The organism is Phytohabitans sp. LZ39, from assembly GCF_059359075.1.
The window spans coordinates 25,354-40,209 of the sequence record NZ_JCADBM010000023.1; the positions used below are offsets into that span (position 1 = coordinate 25,354).

14 protein-coding genes and 1 tRNA gene are annotated in these 14,856 nt (G+C 71.4%); 10 read left to right on the forward strand and 5 right to left on the reverse strand.

Translation table 11 applies throughout. The features are described from left to right. Positions 1-107 precede the first annotated feature (107 nt). From AC5L36_RS34605 to AC5L36_RS34620, 4 genes are all read left to right on the forward strand, one after another. Entirely contained in the window at positions 108-1,037 is a 930-nt protein-coding gene (locus AC5L36_RS34605) for a ParA family protein (RefSeq protein WP_441222844.1), read from the forward strand. Between the two features lie 12 nt (positions 1,038-1,049). Then, positions 1,050-2,201: a segregation and condensation protein A gene (locus AC5L36_RS34610; RefSeq protein WP_441222845.1), complete on the forward strand. Its 1,152-nt coding sequence runs from the start codon at positions 1,050-1,052 to the stop codon at positions 2,199-2,201. Between the two features lie 452 nt (positions 2,202-2,653). Beyond that, the gene (scpB, locus tag AC5L36_RS34615) at positions 2,654-3,517 is read left to right on the forward strand and encodes an SMC-Scp complex subunit ScpB (protein WP_441222988.1); all 864 of its coding nucleotides are present in this window, start codon (positions 2,654-2,656) and stop codon (positions 3,515-3,517) included. After that, the gene (locus AC5L36_RS34620) at positions 3,504-4,241 is read left to right on the forward strand and encodes a pseudouridine synthase (RefSeq protein ID WP_441222846.1); all 738 of its coding nucleotides are present in this window, start codon (positions 3,504-3,506) and stop codon (positions 4,239-4,241) included. Before scpB ends, AC5L36_RS34620 begins: the two co-directional genes overlap by 14 nt. 387 nt (positions 4,242-4,628) lie before the next feature. On the opposite strand, the gene AC5L36_RS34625 is transcribed toward AC5L36_RS34620, so the two are convergent. The 5 genes from AC5L36_RS34625 to AC5L36_RS34645 form a co-directional block, all read right to left on the reverse strand. Beyond that, positions 4,629-5,351 carry a hypothetical protein gene (locus AC5L36_RS34625; protein WP_441222847.1) on the reverse strand — a complete coding sequence of 241 codons (723 nt, stop codon included), beginning with the start codon at positions 5,349-5,351 and terminating at the stop codon, positions 4,629-4,631. Positions 5,352-5,470: 119 nt separating this feature from the next. Then, a complete protein-coding gene (locus AC5L36_RS34630; RefSeq protein ID WP_441222848.1) occupies positions 5,471-6,358 on the reverse strand; it encodes a TIGR03619 family F420-dependent LLM class oxidoreductase in 888 nt (295 codons plus the stop codon). Beyond that, positions 6,355-6,828 carry a nucleoside deaminase gene (locus tag AC5L36_RS34635; RefSeq protein WP_441222849.1) on the reverse strand — a complete coding sequence of 158 codons (474 nt, stop codon included), beginning with the start codon at positions 6,826-6,828 and terminating at the stop codon, positions 6,355-6,357. The genes AC5L36_RS34630 and AC5L36_RS34635 overlap by 4 nt, the downstream gene beginning before the upstream one ends. A 4-nt stretch (positions 6,829-6,832) precedes the next feature. Then, entirely contained in the window at positions 6,833-7,855 is a 1,023-nt protein-coding gene (locus AC5L36_RS34640) for an ROK family protein (RefSeq protein ID WP_441222850.1), read from the reverse strand. 10 nt (positions 7,856-7,865) lie between these two features. Next, positions 7,866-8,201 (reverse strand): hypothetical protein, encoded by a 336-nt coding sequence (locus AC5L36_RS34645; RefSeq protein WP_441222851.1) that lies wholly within the window; start codon positions 8,199-8,201, stop codon positions 7,866-7,868. 115 nt (positions 8,202-8,316) lie between these two features. Here AC5L36_RS34645 and cmk point away from each other — a divergent pair, with 115 nt between their 5' ends. The 6 genes from cmk to AC5L36_RS34675 all read left to right on the forward strand — a co-directional run bounded on the left by cmk (position 8,317) and on the right by AC5L36_RS34675 (position 14,646). Continuing rightward, the gene (gene cmk / locus AC5L36_RS34650; RefSeq protein ID WP_441222852.1) at positions 8,317-8,997 is read left to right on the forward strand and encodes a (d)CMP kinase; all 681 of its coding nucleotides are present in this window, start codon (positions 8,317-8,319) and stop codon (positions 8,995-8,997) included. Further along, positions 8,994-10,373, forward strand: a complete 1,380-nt coding sequence (der, locus tag AC5L36_RS34655; protein WP_441222853.1) for a ribosome biogenesis GTPase Der — start codon at positions 8,994-8,996, stop codon at positions 10,371-10,373. Before cmk ends, der begins: the two co-directional genes overlap by 4 nt. A 104-nt stretch (positions 10,374-10,477) precedes the next feature. Continuing rightward, positions 10,478-10,551, forward strand: a tRNA-Pro gene (locus AC5L36_RS34660). Between the two features lie 116 nt (positions 10,552-10,667). Then, entirely contained in the window at positions 10,668-11,627 is a 960-nt protein-coding gene (locus AC5L36_RS34665) for a tyrosine-type recombinase/integrase (protein ID WP_441222854.1), read from the forward strand. Between the two features lie 97 nt (positions 11,628-11,724). After that, positions 11,725-12,870, forward strand: coding sequence for a hypothetical protein (locus AC5L36_RS34670; protein ID WP_441222855.1), 1,146 nt, complete (start codon positions 11,725-11,727; stop codon positions 12,868-12,870). Positions 12,871-13,608: 738 nt separating this feature from the next. Next, on the forward strand, positions 13,609-14,646 hold the full coding sequence (locus AC5L36_RS34675; RefSeq protein ID WP_441222856.1) for a tyrosine-type recombinase/integrase: 1,038 nt from the start codon (positions 13,609-13,611) through the stop codon (positions 14,644-14,646). Positions 14,647-14,856: the final 210 nt, after the last annotated feature.

Below are 14,856 nucleotides of genomic sequence, written 5' to 3' on the forward strand. Positions count from 1 at the left end.
AGGGTAGTGGCGTACAGTCGGGCAACGGCCCGGGCTCGTGTGGCGGCGCAGCGGGGGTTCGGTCGGCTCCGGCGCCGAGCAGTCGTCGGGAGGGGGCGCACAAGGCCATGGCTGGTAACGGTGAGCAGGTCGAGTCGTGGACCTCGACGCTGCGCGCGGAGCAGCACGCGATGGACCTGGGTGCCGAGCTCGGCCCAGCGGATCCCGCGGCGTACACGATGCGCCGGCCCATCCCCGAGCCGATGCCCGCCGACCGCCACGGCCCCGCGCGCATCATCGCGATGGCCAACCAGAAGGGTGGCGTCGGCAAGACCACGACCACCATCAACCTTGGCGCCGCCCTGGCCGAGTACGGACGCAAGGTGCTGCTCGTCGACTTCGACCCGCAGGGCGCGCTCTCCGTCGGCCTCGGCGTCAACCCGCACAACCTCGACCTGACCGTCTACAACCTGCTGATGCAGGACGACGTGACCGCCGAAGACGTGCTCATCAAGACCGACGTGGCCGGCCTCCACCTGCTCCCGGCCAATATCGACCTCTCCGCCGCCGAGATCCAGCTCGTCAACGAGGTCGCGCGGGAGATGGCGCTGGCCCGGGTGCTCCGGTCGGTGCGCAAGGAGTACGACTACATCCTGATCGACTGCCAGCCCTCGCTCGGCCTGCTCGCCATCAACGCGCTGACCGTCTCGCACGGCGTGCTGATCCCGCTGGAGTGCGAGTTCTTCAGCCTGCGCGGCGTGGCGCTGCTGCTCGACACCATCGACAAGGTGCGCGAGCGGCTCAATTTCGACCTGGAGCTCGAAGGCATCCTCGCCACCATGTACGACAGCCGCACCACCCACTGCCGCCAGGTGCTCCAGCGCGTGGTCGAGGCGTTCGGCGACAAGGTCTACCAGACCGTCATCACCAAGACGGTCAAGTTTCCCGAGTCGACGGTGGCCGGCGCGCCGATCACGACCCTCGACCCGGCCTCGTCCGGCGCCCGCAACTACCGGCAGCTGGCGCGCGAGGTCATCGCCGCACAGGCGGAGAGGTAGCCTGCCGAGGCGATGACGTCGACCGTGGAATACGGTCAGGTGGTGGACGAACCTCTCGTGGATGCCCCCAGCGGGAAGTTCACGGTGCGGCTCGCCAACTTCACTGGCCCCTTCGACCTGCTCCTCCAGCTGATCGGCAAGCACAAGCTGGACGTCACCGAGGTGGCGCTGCACAAGGTCACCGACGAGTTCATCGCGTATATCCGGGCGATGGGCGACGACTGGGACCTCGACGAGGCCAGCGAGTTCCTCATCATCGCGGCCACGCTGCTCGACCTCAAGGCCGCCCGCCTGCTGCCCGCCGCCCAGGTCGAGGACGAAGAAGACCTCGCGCTGCTGGAGGCGCGTGACCTGCTTTTCGCGCGGCTGCTCCAGTACAAGGCGTTCAAAGAGGCGGCCGCGCACATCGCCGCCATGGAGACGGCCGGCGCCCGCCGCTACCCGCGGGCGGTCGCGCTCGAACCCCGCTACGCCGACGCGCTGCCCGACCTCGTGCTCGGCATCGGCCCGGACCGCCTGCTCCGCCTCGCCATCAAGGCCATGACACCCAAGCCCGTGCCGGTGGTGTCGATCGCCCACGTCCACGACGTACGCGTGAGCGTCCGCGAGCACGCCGCCCTGCTCCGAGACCGCCTGCGGCTGGCCGGGACCGCGACATTTCGGGTGTTGTGCGCCGACTGCCAGTCGACGCTGGAGGTGGTCGCGCGCTTCCTAGCGCTGCTGGAGCTGTACCGCGAGGGCCTTGTCGGCTTTGCCCAGGTCCAGGCGCTGGGGGAGCTGACCGTCCGCTGGACCGGCGGCGACGACGCGGGCGGCGACCTGGATATCGACGAGTACGCCGGCTCGCCCGAGCCCGCTCCGGCGGCGACTCCGGCCGACCCTTCCGCGGATGCGGAGGGCTCGGCTTCGGTCGTCGCTTCCGCTGACGGGGATGCCGCGGCGCCGGTTGTCGCTTCCGCGGATGCGGACGGGGATGCCGCGGCGCCGGCTGTCGCTTCGGCTGACGCGGACGCCGCGGCGCCGCTTGTCGCTTCCGCGGACGCGGATGCTGCGGCGCCGGCTGTCGCTTCTGCGGATGCTGCGGCGCCGGCTGTCGCTTCCGCGGAGGCGGAAGCGGACGCGGCTTCGCCGGGTGCTGGTGACGATGTGAAGGAGCCGCAGTGACGGGTGACGAGCGGCGCGAGACCCTCGCCGACCAGGCCGCCGCGTGGGTGCCGCCCTGGGAGCGCCCAGAGCCCGAAGAGTCGGCCGACCCTGAGTCTCATGTGGAGGTTGAGGGTTCCGGGGCTGACGACTCCAGATCTAGCCGGGCGGACGAGCCCCCGCTACCGGCCGATGTGGAAGCCGAGGCCGTCGAGCCAGCCGCAGACACCCAGCCGGCCGCACAAACCGAGGCGGCCGCAGACACCCAGCCGGCCGCACAAACCGAGGCGGCCACGGACGCCGAGCCTGCCGCGGACCCCGAGCCCGTCACGGTCGCCGAGCCTGCCGCGGACCCCGAGCCCGTCACGGTCGCCGAGCCTGCCGCGGACGCCGAGCCCGTCACGGACGCCGAGCCCGTCACGGACGCCGAGCCTGCCGCGGACGCCGAGCCCGTCACGGACGCCGAGCCCATCATGGACGCCGAGCCGGACACGGCGGCCGAGTCGATCGTGGACGCCCAGCCAGCCCCGTCGGCTGAGCCAGCCGCGGACGCCGAGCCGCCCGCGGAAACCGAGCCCGCCACGGCGCTCGAGCCGCTCGCCGACATCGAGCCCGCTCCCCAAGCCGAGCCCACCGCGGACGCCGAGCCCGCCGCGGACGCCGACCCGGCCTCCCATGCCGAGCTGGCCACGGACATCGAGCCCACCACCCTCGGGGCCGCACCCCCCGAACCGCAAGCGGACCCCGCGATCGAGCCCGCCCCCGAGGAGCAGTCCGCCCTCGCGCTCATCGACGACGCCGAGCTCAAGGGCGCCCTCGAAGCGATCCTCCTGGTCGTTGACGAGCCGGTCACCGAGATCGTCCTCGCCCAGATCCTCGAACAGCCCACCGAGCGCATCGCCGCCACCCTCGTCACCGTCGCGGAGGGGTACACCGCGGCGGGGCACGGCTTCGACCTGCGCAAGGTCGCCGGCGGGTGGCGCCTCTACACCCGGCCCGAGTACGCCCCCTACGTGGAGCGCTTCGTGCTCGACGGGCAGTCGGTGCGGCTGACCCAGGCGGCCCTGGAGACGCTCGCGGTGGTGGCCTACAAGCAGCCGGTCACCCGCTCCCGCATCTCGGCGATCCGCGGCGTCAACTGCGACGGCGTCATCCGTACCCTCGTGTCCCGCGGTTTGGTGGAAGAGTGTGGCACGGAGCCGGAGTCGGGCGCGTTCCTGTACCGGACGACCACGCTGTTCCTGGAAAAGCTCGGCATGAACTCGGTCAACGACCTGCCACCGCTCGCCCCGTTCCTCCCCGACGACGTGGAAGAGATAGCCGATGCCACCCAGTGAGGAACGCCTCCAGAAGGTTCTCGCGTCCGCCGGCGTCGGCTCGCGGCGGGCCAGCGAAGACCTGATCGCGCGCGGCCGCGTCGTGGTGGACGGGCGGGTGGCCCGCCTCGGCGACAAGGTGGACCCGGCGACGGCGGAGATCTACGTCGACGGCCAGCGGGTGGTCGCCGATACGCGCCTGGTCTACATGGCCATGAACAAGCCGCGCGGCGTCGTCTCCACCATGGCCGACGAACGCGGCCGCGAGGCGATCTCCGACTACCTGGGCACCGTCGAGCAGCGCGTCTACCACGTCGGGCGGCTCGACGCGGACAGCGAGGGGCTGCTGCTGCTCACCAACGACGGCACGCTCGCCCACCGCCTGATGCACCCGTCGTTCGGCGTGCCGAAGACCTACCTGGCCGAGGTGGCCGGCCCGCTGCCCCGCGCGGTGGGGCGGCGGCTGCTGGCCGGCGTGGAGCTGGAGGACGGGCCGGTGAAGGCCGACGCGTTCAAGCTCGTCGACACGCTGGGCCGCACCGCCCAGGTGGAGATCACGCTGCACGAGGGCCGCAACCACATCGTGCGCCGCCTGATGGAGGAGGTCGGCCACCCGGTCTCCCGCCTCATCCGCACCGCCATCGGCCCGATCAGGCTCGGCGACCTCAAGGTCGGCCGCACCCGCCGCCTCTCCAACCCCGAGGTCGCGTCCCTCTTCCGCGCCGTCGAAGAAAACCGCACCTGAAGATTCGATCTTCCGGATTCCCGGGCCCGCGTCAGCTGCGGACCGTCGCTCCCGCCGGAGACCGCGCAGGTCGGCGGCTCGCCAGGGCTCGCCGAGATCCCCGACCTCCGCTGCCAGGCCCGCGGCGCACGACCACGAAGTTGAGCCAACGCTCCAGGCCAACGATCACGACCCGCCGGAGGCGCCGAGTAGCCGCAACCCGAAACGAGCGGTGAAGCGGCTCGAACGGGCTTGCACCGCGGACCCGGCAGCGGACGGCCGGGGGTTTCGGCGAGCGCTGCGAGCCGCCGGCCGGGAGCGGTGCCCGCGGGAGCAAACGGTCGACAGCTGACGCGAGCGTGGGCAAATATGTCTCACCAAGGGCGAGACCGCCCGACACCGAAAGCTTTAGAGCTCGCTCACCGTGGCCAGGATCAGCGCCAGGTCTTCGGTGAGCTTGTCGCGGGCGGCGTCGGCGTGGGCGTAGGCGTCGGTGGCGCGGGCCACGTGGGTGGCGAAGGCGTCCCGGCGCTCGGGGTGCTTGGCGAGAAACGCCTCCACCGCCGCCTCGTCCGCGTAGATCGGGGCGTAGCGGCCGCTGGCCGAGCGGGTGAGGTGGGACAGCGCGTCGCGGCCGATGCCGATCGTGTCCAGGCCGGTCAGCGCCTCCTCCATCTGGTAGCGGGCCGGCCGGAGGTGGAACGACAGTGTGTCGCACTGCTGCCCGAACTCGCGTAGCTGGGCGACGAGCGGGCCGATCGCGCGCCAGGCGACGGCGCGGATGGGTTCCAGTTCGTCCGCGTACAGGTGGGCGCGCATGGCCAGGCGTTGAAGTGCGGGGATTCCGCACGCGACGGCCTCGGTGGGGGTCGCGACCCGCCGTGCGGGAGCGCGCGTGGCGTGGGCGGCGCGGCTGTGCGCGGTGCCGGGCCGCGCGGTGATCCGGGTCAGGGCCGCCGGAAACGCGGCCAGGACCGTGGCGACCGCCGCGTCCGTGTGGGGATGACCGGTGAGCGGCTTCGTCAGGGGGAGTGTGGCGTGGGTGCGCCAGAGGCTCCGCGCGGTGTCGGCGAGGGCGATCCACGCGGGCTGCCGCCGCTCCAGGACGTCGACCGCTTCCATCAGGGCCATGGCGCCTCCCCTCGGAATCCCGAGGTCGGGCCGGCGTCGTAGCCCACCACGCCGGCCCGATACCTCGGTCAGAGGCAATACGCGGTCGGCACGGGTCCGGTTCACCCGGAGCGCGGGTTTTAGCTGGCGATCACCGCGGCCAGTGTCTCCCAGTCACGTTCGGGTGACAGGCGGTCGGCCGGGTTGTCGGCGAGGGCGTCGAGCACCACGTAGGCGGCGCCGAGCTCGATCAGCGTGGCCAGGTCGCGGCGGATCTGGTCGAGGCTGCCGCGGCCGAACGGGCGCCCGGTCTCCAGCAGGTGACCGTCGGTCAGCTGGGTGCGCATGCGCGGGCAGAACGCGGGCACCGGCCGCCCCTGCCGCTCGGCCTCGTCGCGCAACGCGGGCAGGGTGGCCTGTACCCGTTCCAGGTCGAGCTGGTTGGGGTGCCAGGCGTCGCCGAACTGGACCGTGCGCCGGACCGCGGCCGGGCCCCAGCCGCCGATCCACAGTGGCGGGTGTGGGGCCCGCGCGGCGCGTGGGCCGGTCGCGACGTCGCGGTAGGAGACATAGGCGCCGTCGAGCGAGACCACGTCGTTGGTCCAGGCGTCCGTGATGGCCTTCAGGTATTCGTCGGTCATCTTCCCGCGTTCGCGGAACGGCACGCCGACCGCGGCGAACTCGGCCTCGGACCAGCCCACGCCGGTGCCGAGGATGAACCGCCCGCCGGTGAACTGGTCGATGTTGTTGGCCATGCGGGCGACCAGCAGCGGGTGGCGGTACGGGATGATCGTGACGGTCGTGCCCAGCTCGATGCGCTCGGTGAGCCCGCCCAGCCAGGCCAGCGTGGCGAACGGGTCGTAGAACGGCGTCGGGTACAGGTCGGTGACGTCCGGCGTGGGCGCGACGTGGTCGGAGGTCATCGCCAGGTCGAAGCCGTGCGACTCGGCGAACCGCACCCACCCGCGCAGGATGTCGGGTGTCGCGTTCGGCCCGAAGTTGGGGATGAAGAGGCCAAGCTTGGTCATGCGCGGGCCTCCAGGTAGCGGCGGAAGGGCACGTCGGCTCCCTCGGTCGGCACGTACACGACCTGGTCGGGCGCGGCCTCGCGAAACAGCCGCTGCATGCTCACCAGCAGGTCGCCGTGCACGGCCGGCGCGGGGTAGCCGAGGTCGGGCACGTACTCCTTCGGGGCAGCGTAGTAGATCCGCTCGACGCCGGCGGTGGCGGCGACCGCGTGGCAGAGCGCGCACGGCTCGCAGCTGGATACGACGATCGCGCCGGTAACGTGCACTTCGCCGACCACGGCGCAGGCGGCGCGGACCGCGGTCACCTCGGCGTGCGCGGCCGGGTCATGGTCGTGCAGGGCCGTGTTGACGCCGGTGGCGAGCACCTCGCCGTCGCGGACCACCAGCGCCCCGAACGGCAACTGCCCGGCGGCCGCGTTTTCCGCGGCGAGCAGCACCGCGCGGGCGGCCAACTCTTCGACGGTCGCCATGCGGTCAGACCGCCACCGGGCCGAGCGCCGCCAGTGCGGCACCGCGCGCCCCGGCCATGTCGAGATGGGGTACCAGCGCGAAGGTGGTCGCCTTGGCCTGCTCCTCGCGCAGCTTGGTGTGCGCCCGCACCCGGTCGAGGAACCAGTCTCGGAAGTCGGGGGCGGCCTCGACGACACCGCCGCCGACGAAGTACGCGTGCGGGTCGGTGAAGTTGGCCGCGATCGTGAAGAGGCGGCCCAGCGCCATCGCCTGCTGCTCGAAGATCGCGCGGGCCAGCTCGTCACCCCGCTCGCCGAGGCCGCGCACAAGCTTGGCCGCCTGCTTGATCGGCACGGCGGCGAGCTCGTGGTCGGGGTAGCGGGTCAGCCAGTACGGCAGGAGGTTTTTCACGATGCCGGTCAGCGACGCGACGCTCTCCACGTCGCCGTCGAAGCCGCAGTTGCAGGAGGGCAGCGTCTGGCCCTCGGCGAGCAGCCCTTGCATCGGGATGTGCACGTGGCCGAGCTCGCCGGCCATCCCGGTGGCACCCTTGACGACCTGGCCGGACTCGATGACACCGCCGCCCAGCCCGGTGCCGACGATCGCCGAGACCGACGAGCGGCGTGGCGCGTCGGCGCCGAAGTGGACCACGTGCGCGTAGAGCGCGGCCGCGTTGCCGTCGTTGTTGTAGACGACCGGCAGCTCGAGCCGCTTTTCCAGCGCGGTGCGGATGTCGAAGCCGTACCACGCCGGGAGCGCGAAGTTTGTCGCGCCCTTCGCGGAGAGCACGCCGTCGGCGCTGGACGGGCCGGGCGTGTCGAGGCCGACCGCGCGCACCGCGCTCCGGTCGGTGCCGGTGAGCTCCAGCACCACGTCGACCGAGCGGGCGAGGGCGTCGAGCGCCGCGGCCGGGCCGTCGAGAACGCAGCTCGGCGTCTCCACGAGCTGGTCTACGAGGAACCGGCCGGTCTCGTCCACCACCGTGGCGTTCGTGGCCGTGCCGCCGACGTCGAGGCCGACGACGACACCAGTCGCTAGAGGTCGCACCTGAATGATCCTACGGACTTGATCGGGGAACGGGGGAGCGGCCGATCGCCGTGATCGCGAGACCGGCGATGACGAGCGCCGCGCCGACGAGGCCGGTAACGGTGACGGGTTCGTGCGGCAACAGCCAGCCGAGCAGGACCAGCGCCGCCGTGCGGCGGCTGGCGAACGCCTGGCGCCAGGACACCCTCCGGGAGGCCGCGATGCCGGCCAGGACCAGGCTCGCCACCACCAGCCGCGCGGAGCCGAGGGGCAGGGACGAGCCGTCGTATCCGCTGATCGCCTGCGCTGTCCCGATGGTGCCCCAGAGCACGGCCGCGGCCATCACGAGCGCCACGCCGCGCGGCATACGCGCGAGGGTACCCAAACGTCACAGAGGGCACAGACGGTGGCGCCGGCATGCGCGTCCGGGCGACCGGGCATGATTGAGAGTGGTTTTGAGTTGTCCTGCGCGAGGAGGCGTGGTGTCACAGATGGTGGGGTCCGGGCGGTGTGTGGTGGCCGTGGACGGCCCGTCCGGTTCTGGTAAGTCCACCGTCTCCCGCCGGCTCGCCGCGGCGCTGGGCGCCCAATACCTCGATACCGGCGCTATGTACCGGGCCGTGACCTGGGCCGCGCTGGTCTCCGGCATCGACCCGCGAGACGCCGAGGCGGTCGCCAAGGTCGCCGGTGAGATCGACCTGGAGATCGGCACCGACCCCGACGCCCCGCACACCCGGGTCGACGGCACCCCGGTCGACCGCCCCATCCGCGGTCCCGAGGTGACCGCCGCGGTGTCCGCGGTGGCGGCCGTGCCCTGGGTGCGCCAGCTGCTCGTCGCCCAGCAACGCAAGATCATCGCGGCCGCCGGCCGCATCGTGGTCGAGGGCCGCGACATCGGCATGGTGGTCGCGCCCGACGCGGACCTCAAGGTGTACCTGACGGCGTCCGCCGACGCCCGGGCCCGCCGCCGCAGCGCGGAAAACGCGGCCGACCTCTCCGCCACCGCCGCCGACCTCGACCGCCGCGACCGCCTCGACTCCACCCGCGCCGCCGACCCGCTCCAGCAGGCCGCGGACGCGGTGGTGCTCGACACGACCGAGCTGGGTATCGACGAGGTCGTGGCGCGGCTGCGCGCCATGCTGGATGGGCGGGTGTCCGCGTGAGCCTGGAAGCTGTTCCGCAGGAGGAGGCGGTCACCGGTCCGGTGCCCGTCGTCGCTGTCGTCGGCAGACCAAATGTCGGCAAATCCACGCTGGTCAACCGCATCATCGGCCGCCGCCAGGCGGTCGTCGAGGACACGCCGGGCGTGACCCGCGACCGCGTGCCGTACGACGCGCAGTGGTCCGGCCGACAGTTCACCGTCGTCGACACCGGCGGCTGGGAGCCGGACGCCAAAGACCGCGCCGCGGCCATCGCCGCCCAGGCCGAGGCCGCCGTCGCCACCGCCGACGTGGTCCTCTTCGTCGTCGACGGCATGATCGGCGCCACCGACGTCGACGAGGCCGCCGTCAAGATGCTGCGCCGCAGCGCCAAGCCGGTGCTCCTGGTCGCCAACAAGGCCGACAACCAGGCCATCGAGCTGGAGACGGCCGGCCTGTGGTCGCTCGGCCTCGGCCAGCCCTACCCGGTCTCCGCCCTGCACGGCCGCGGCTCCGGCGACCTGCTCGACGCCATCCTCGAAGCGCTGCCCGAGCCACCCCCGATCATCGAACCCGCCGAGCGCGGCCCTCGCCGCGTCGCCCTGGTCGGCCGCCCCAACGTCGGCAAGTCCAGCCTGCTCAACCGCCTGGCCAAGGAGGAACGCGCGGTCGTCGACGCGGTAGCCGGCACCACCGTCGACCCGGTCGACAGCCTGGTGCAGATCGGCGGCGAGACCTGGCAGCTCGTCGACACCGCCGGCCTGCGCAAACGGGCCGGGCGGGCCAGCGGCACCGAGTACTACGCGAGCCTGCGCACCGCCGGCGCCATCGAGGCCGCCGAGGTCGCCGTCGTCCTGCTCGACGCCAGCGAGCCGATCAGCGAGCAGGACCAGCGCATCCTCGGCATGGTCGTGGAGTCGGGGCGGGCGCTGGTCATCGCGTTCAACAAGTGGGACCTCGTCGACGAAGACCGCCGCTACCAGCTGGAGAAGGAGATCGACCGCGAGCTTCGCCGCATCCCATGGGCGCTGCGGATGAACCTCTCCGCCAAGACCGGCCGCGCCGTCGACAAGCTGGCGCCCGCGCTGCGCACGGCACTGGAGAGCTGGGAGACCCGCGTGCCGACCGGCCAGCTCAACCAGTGGCTGACCGCGCTGGTGCAGGCCACGCCACACCCGGTCCGCGGCGGGCGGGCACCGCGCGTGCTGTTCGCCACGCAGGCGGGCACCCGCCCACCCCGGTTCGTGCTCTTCACCACAGGCCCGCTGGACGCCGGCTACCAGAGGTTCGTCGAACGCAAGCTCCGCGAAGAGTTCGGCTTCGCGGGCAGCCCGGTCGAGGTGTCGGTACGCCCCCGCAAGCGCACCGGTCCCGGCGGCCGTGGCAAGGCCCACGGCTAGGTTTCCGGCTCCTCGGGCCGGCGCCGTGGGGCGTGTGCGCGTGGGGGAGGTGGTTGCGCTACGCTGTACCGGCTGCCGCGGGCGGGGTTTTGGTCCGTCGGCAACGGGACGTGGCGCAGTTTGGTAGCGCACTTGACTGGGGGTCAAGGGGTCGTCGGTTCAAATCCGGCCGTCCCGACAGCGGAAGGGTTCTCGCAGGTCAGCGACTTGCGAGGGCCCTCTTTTCATAGCTCGGCATGAATGCCCGGTCTAGCACGCCGCTGTTGGACCACTTGACTCGCCGAGGTTGCCGCCATGTCGAAGCTCGACATCACCAAGCTCACCGTCGATCTGTCCGGAGTCTGGGCCGGGTTCCTGCGCGACTGGGACCGGACCCTGCGCGCCGCCAACCATCCGGAGACCACCCGCTACAACTACCTGATCGCCGCCGCCCAACTGGGCCGCTACCTGGCCGAGCACTCTCCCGACCCGGACGCGGAGGAGGCCGCCGACGACCCGTGCGCGGTGACCCGCGCGCACGTGGAGTCGTTCCAGGCATGGATGATCGACACCCGGTCGGCGTCCACCGCGCTGAACAAGCACAAGTGCTTGCAGCAGTTCTTCAAGTTCCTGCTCGGCGAGCAGGAGATCACCCGGTCGCCGATGGAGCGGGTACCCCAGCCGAAGACACCCCGCAAGCTCATCCCGGTGATACGGGACGAGGACACCCGCAGCCTGCTTGACTCGCTCAAAGGCAAGGGCTTCGCCGGGCTGCGCGACGAGGCGATCATCCGGGTGCTGGCCAACACCGGCGCTCGCCTGTCCGAGGTCGGCAACCTCCACGTCGACGACGTGGATCTGGCCACCGAGTCGGTGCACTACCGCGGCAAGGGCGCCAAAGACCGGCGGGTCCGGTTCGGACCCAAGACCGCCCGCGCGCTCAGCCGCTACCTACGCGCCCGCACCAAGCACACCGGCGCCCACCTCCCGCACCTTTGGCTAGCCGACCGCGGCGGCCGGCGGCTGGAGCCGAACGGCATCAAGATCCGGCTCAAGCGGCTCGGCGCCGCTGCCGGCGTGGCCGGGACCGTACACGCGCACCGGTGGCGGCACACCTTCGCCCACGAATGGAAACTCGCCGGCGGCGACACCGGCGACCTCATGCTGCTGCTCGGCTGGACGTCGGAGGACATGCCCCGCCACTACGGAGCGAGCGCCGCGGCAGAGCGGGCGCAGCAGACCCAGGCCCGACTGGGCATCGGTGAGCGCGTGTAGCTCGATCGGCTGACGCGATCGCACATGGCAGGGCTGTGTGTGATCGCGTCGTCACGGGTACGCTGCGGCGGACTCGGGGCAGTGGTTGGGGGCGACGATGACGCGATATTCGGTCGACGCGGGCCGCAGCGAGCTGTTGGCGACCTGGGAGACCGCCACGGCGCGGTCGCGGTTCGGGTGGCGCCGCTGGCGGCGAAAATCGGGGCGAGACGGCGGCTGGCGCTGGCGGCTGAGTTGTCGGGCCTGTCCGAGGGCACTGTGGCGCTGCTATACGCACCCGGCGAGCGCCGCCGACAGCCTGGAGCTCAACTCCGAGGGCTGGCGGCGGGAGCAGACCCGCAACACGTTCGCTTCCGTGGCCGCCGATATCAGGAAGCCGAGCCTGCCTGACAGCGACGGCATGTTGATGGTGTCGTACGACCCGGTGGAGGAGCGCGCCCACCGTGTTGGCCGTTGTCTACACGCGGCCGCGGATGCCGATCTGACCGCGGCGGTGATCGCAGATGTGGAGTTGGAGATCGCGGCGGTGGAGGGCGCCGAGTTGGGGGACCTGTCTGGGCGCTCGGCGCAGGCCGTGCAACTGACGCGGCAAGCTGCGTCGCCGGTCCAGGTCGCGGCCGCCGACCGGATTCTGGCGAACGACCCGCTCGGCGGCGACGAACTGTTTCTTGAACTCGATCCGACCTCGGCGTGCGTGGCGGCGGCGCACTGGCTGCGGGCGGCCGCCGACGTGGCGGCGGAGGCCTCCACCGGTACTCCTACCCACGTCCTGGTGGAGGCCGACGAGATCGAGGCACTGCCGCAGGCGACACCCGCCGCTGTGCTCGAGCTGATGGAGATCGGTCTGTCGCCGACAGACGTCGTGACCAGCTTGATCCGTGAAGCCATGGCGGTTGCCGAGGGCAATGCCCCCGACATCGACAATCTACGCCAGAAGATCGCAGACGCCGAAGAGAAAGCCGAGCGGTACCGGCCAGGTGATCCCGAGGCGGCCGCCGAGAACATGACAATTCGGCTGACCACTCTGGACCCGCTTCGACCCGCCCGCGACATGCTTGAGGATCTGCTGTCCGGTATTCGCGGCTGTTGGGTTCTCTACCGCGAGTACACCGTCACGGGCGCCGACCCGGAGGACCCGGACGACGACGAACTAGACGACGAGATGCGTGAAGCGTTCCGCGATACGGTGCGAGCACGAGCGGCCGCCGACCGGTACCGACTCGATCTGGAAGATCGTAAGTGAGCGGACAGCCAGGTATGTGTCGAAGGGATGGCGCGCCGCGCGTCGACATGCGGCACCCTGGCGTAGCACCGCAAATAACCGTCCGCTCGCCGCAGACGAACGACTGACACGCCCGTGCTGCACCTCGCTCGGGGAACCGGTGTTCAAGTCCCCCTCGGACACCGATTTTCCGCATGGGTGCGCAGTTTCCGGTGTTGGTGTTCAAAGCTACTTGAACACCTCGTCCTGCAGTTGTCCCTCGATCCAGCAGTGGCTGGTCGGGCACGGCGGTGGTTGCGATGACCAACATGCCTGTGCCGGCGGTGATCCCATCGTCCCCTCGTGGTGGCGGCCTCGTTGCAGGCCCAGCCGGGCGGCGCCGGAGCCCGCTGCCCCTGCCTGCTGTTGCCCCCGACCCGGTGCCCGTGAACGAAGCCGTCTATGCGTTGAGCGCGGTGGACAAGAGCGGGCGGGTCGCCGACCGCAGCATCGTCCGGGCGCTCGGGTGGGAGCCCGGAGCCCGGCTGGACATCCGTGAACGGGCGGGCCTGATCGTGGCGTGCCTGGCCTCGGACGGCATCGGCGCGGTCGACGATCGCGGATATCTGATCTTGCCGTTGGCGGCGCGACGGTGGTGCCGGCTGACGGCCGGGGACCGTGTGCTGTTGGTCGCCCACCGCGCTACGGGCGTTCTGGCCGCCCATCCGCTTCCGGTGCTGGAGCACATGCTGGCTCCCGCGCTCTCGGCAGCGATTGGCGGTGAGCGCCGTGAGCCAATCCGTTGCTGCGCAGCCGGAGCTGGAAGCCGCTCGGCTTCTGCTGGAGCGGATGGGTATCTCCCCGACCGATCTGCTGGATGTACGGGTGTCTCGGCCGCCGGCTCCGACGTTTGCCGAGTACGTGCCGGTGGTCGCGGCGGCGGTGACGCCCGGAACGCTGCGGGCCTACGGCTCGTACTGGAAGCGGGTCGTCAATGAGTGGGGCGGGCGGCGGATCGATGAGCCTCGCCCGTCGGAGATCGAGGGGCTGCGGACCCGGGTACAGGCCAACGTCGTGGTGCGCAGCAACTCGCGGGGTGGCCGGTCGGCGGCCGAGAATTTGGTGGCCGCGCTGCGCTGCCTGTATCGGCGGGCGGTCGCGGATGGCTACCTGGACGCGGCCGACAACCCCGCGTTGAAGGTGGACAAGCCGCGCCGGCTGCCCAGTACTCGGCACGCGATCGCGGACAGCCGGCTGGCGCAGATCAACCAGGTCGCGGCGACCACGGGCAACGACCCAGCGCTGGACACGTTGCTGATCCGCCTGCACACCGAGACCGCGTGCCGCCGCGCCGGCGCGCTCGCCCTCCGGCCACGGGACCTCGATCGGGACCAGTGTCTGATCTTTCTGCGGGAAAAAGGCGGCACCTCGCGTTGGCAGCCCGTCTCACCAACCCTGATGCGGCACCTGGTCGCGCACCATGCCGAGCGGGGCGACGGCGACCGGAACGGGGCGTTGCTGCGCTACCGCCGCGGACGGCCGCTGACCTACCGCCGCTACGACCACCTCTGGGAAAGGATCGGACAGCACCTGCCGTGGGTCCGCACCCAGCAGATCAGCATCCACTGGCTGCGACACACCACCCTCACTTGGGTGGAACGCACCTACGGTCACGCGGTCGCCCGCGCCTACGCCGGCCACACCGACAACGCAGCAAGTACCTCAACATCCACCTACGTCCGGGCCAGCCCGCACGAGATTGCGTCCGCCTTGGAGACGCTCACGGGTGAGCGCCATCCGCTCACTGCGGCGACATAGAGACAAGCTCAAGCCGGTACCTCCCTCGGCCTTCTGGACGAGGGAGGGACCGGCTGCCGCGATTGCGTTCGCCCTTGTTCACTCGTTCGAAGCGAACGTCGCGTTTCTGCAGTTCACACGCCCGCGCGAGCAAGATCGGATAACACGATCAGCATCACGCGACGGTGCACACCAACCTGTCGTCCGGTGTTGGGTCAATCCGGACGCCGT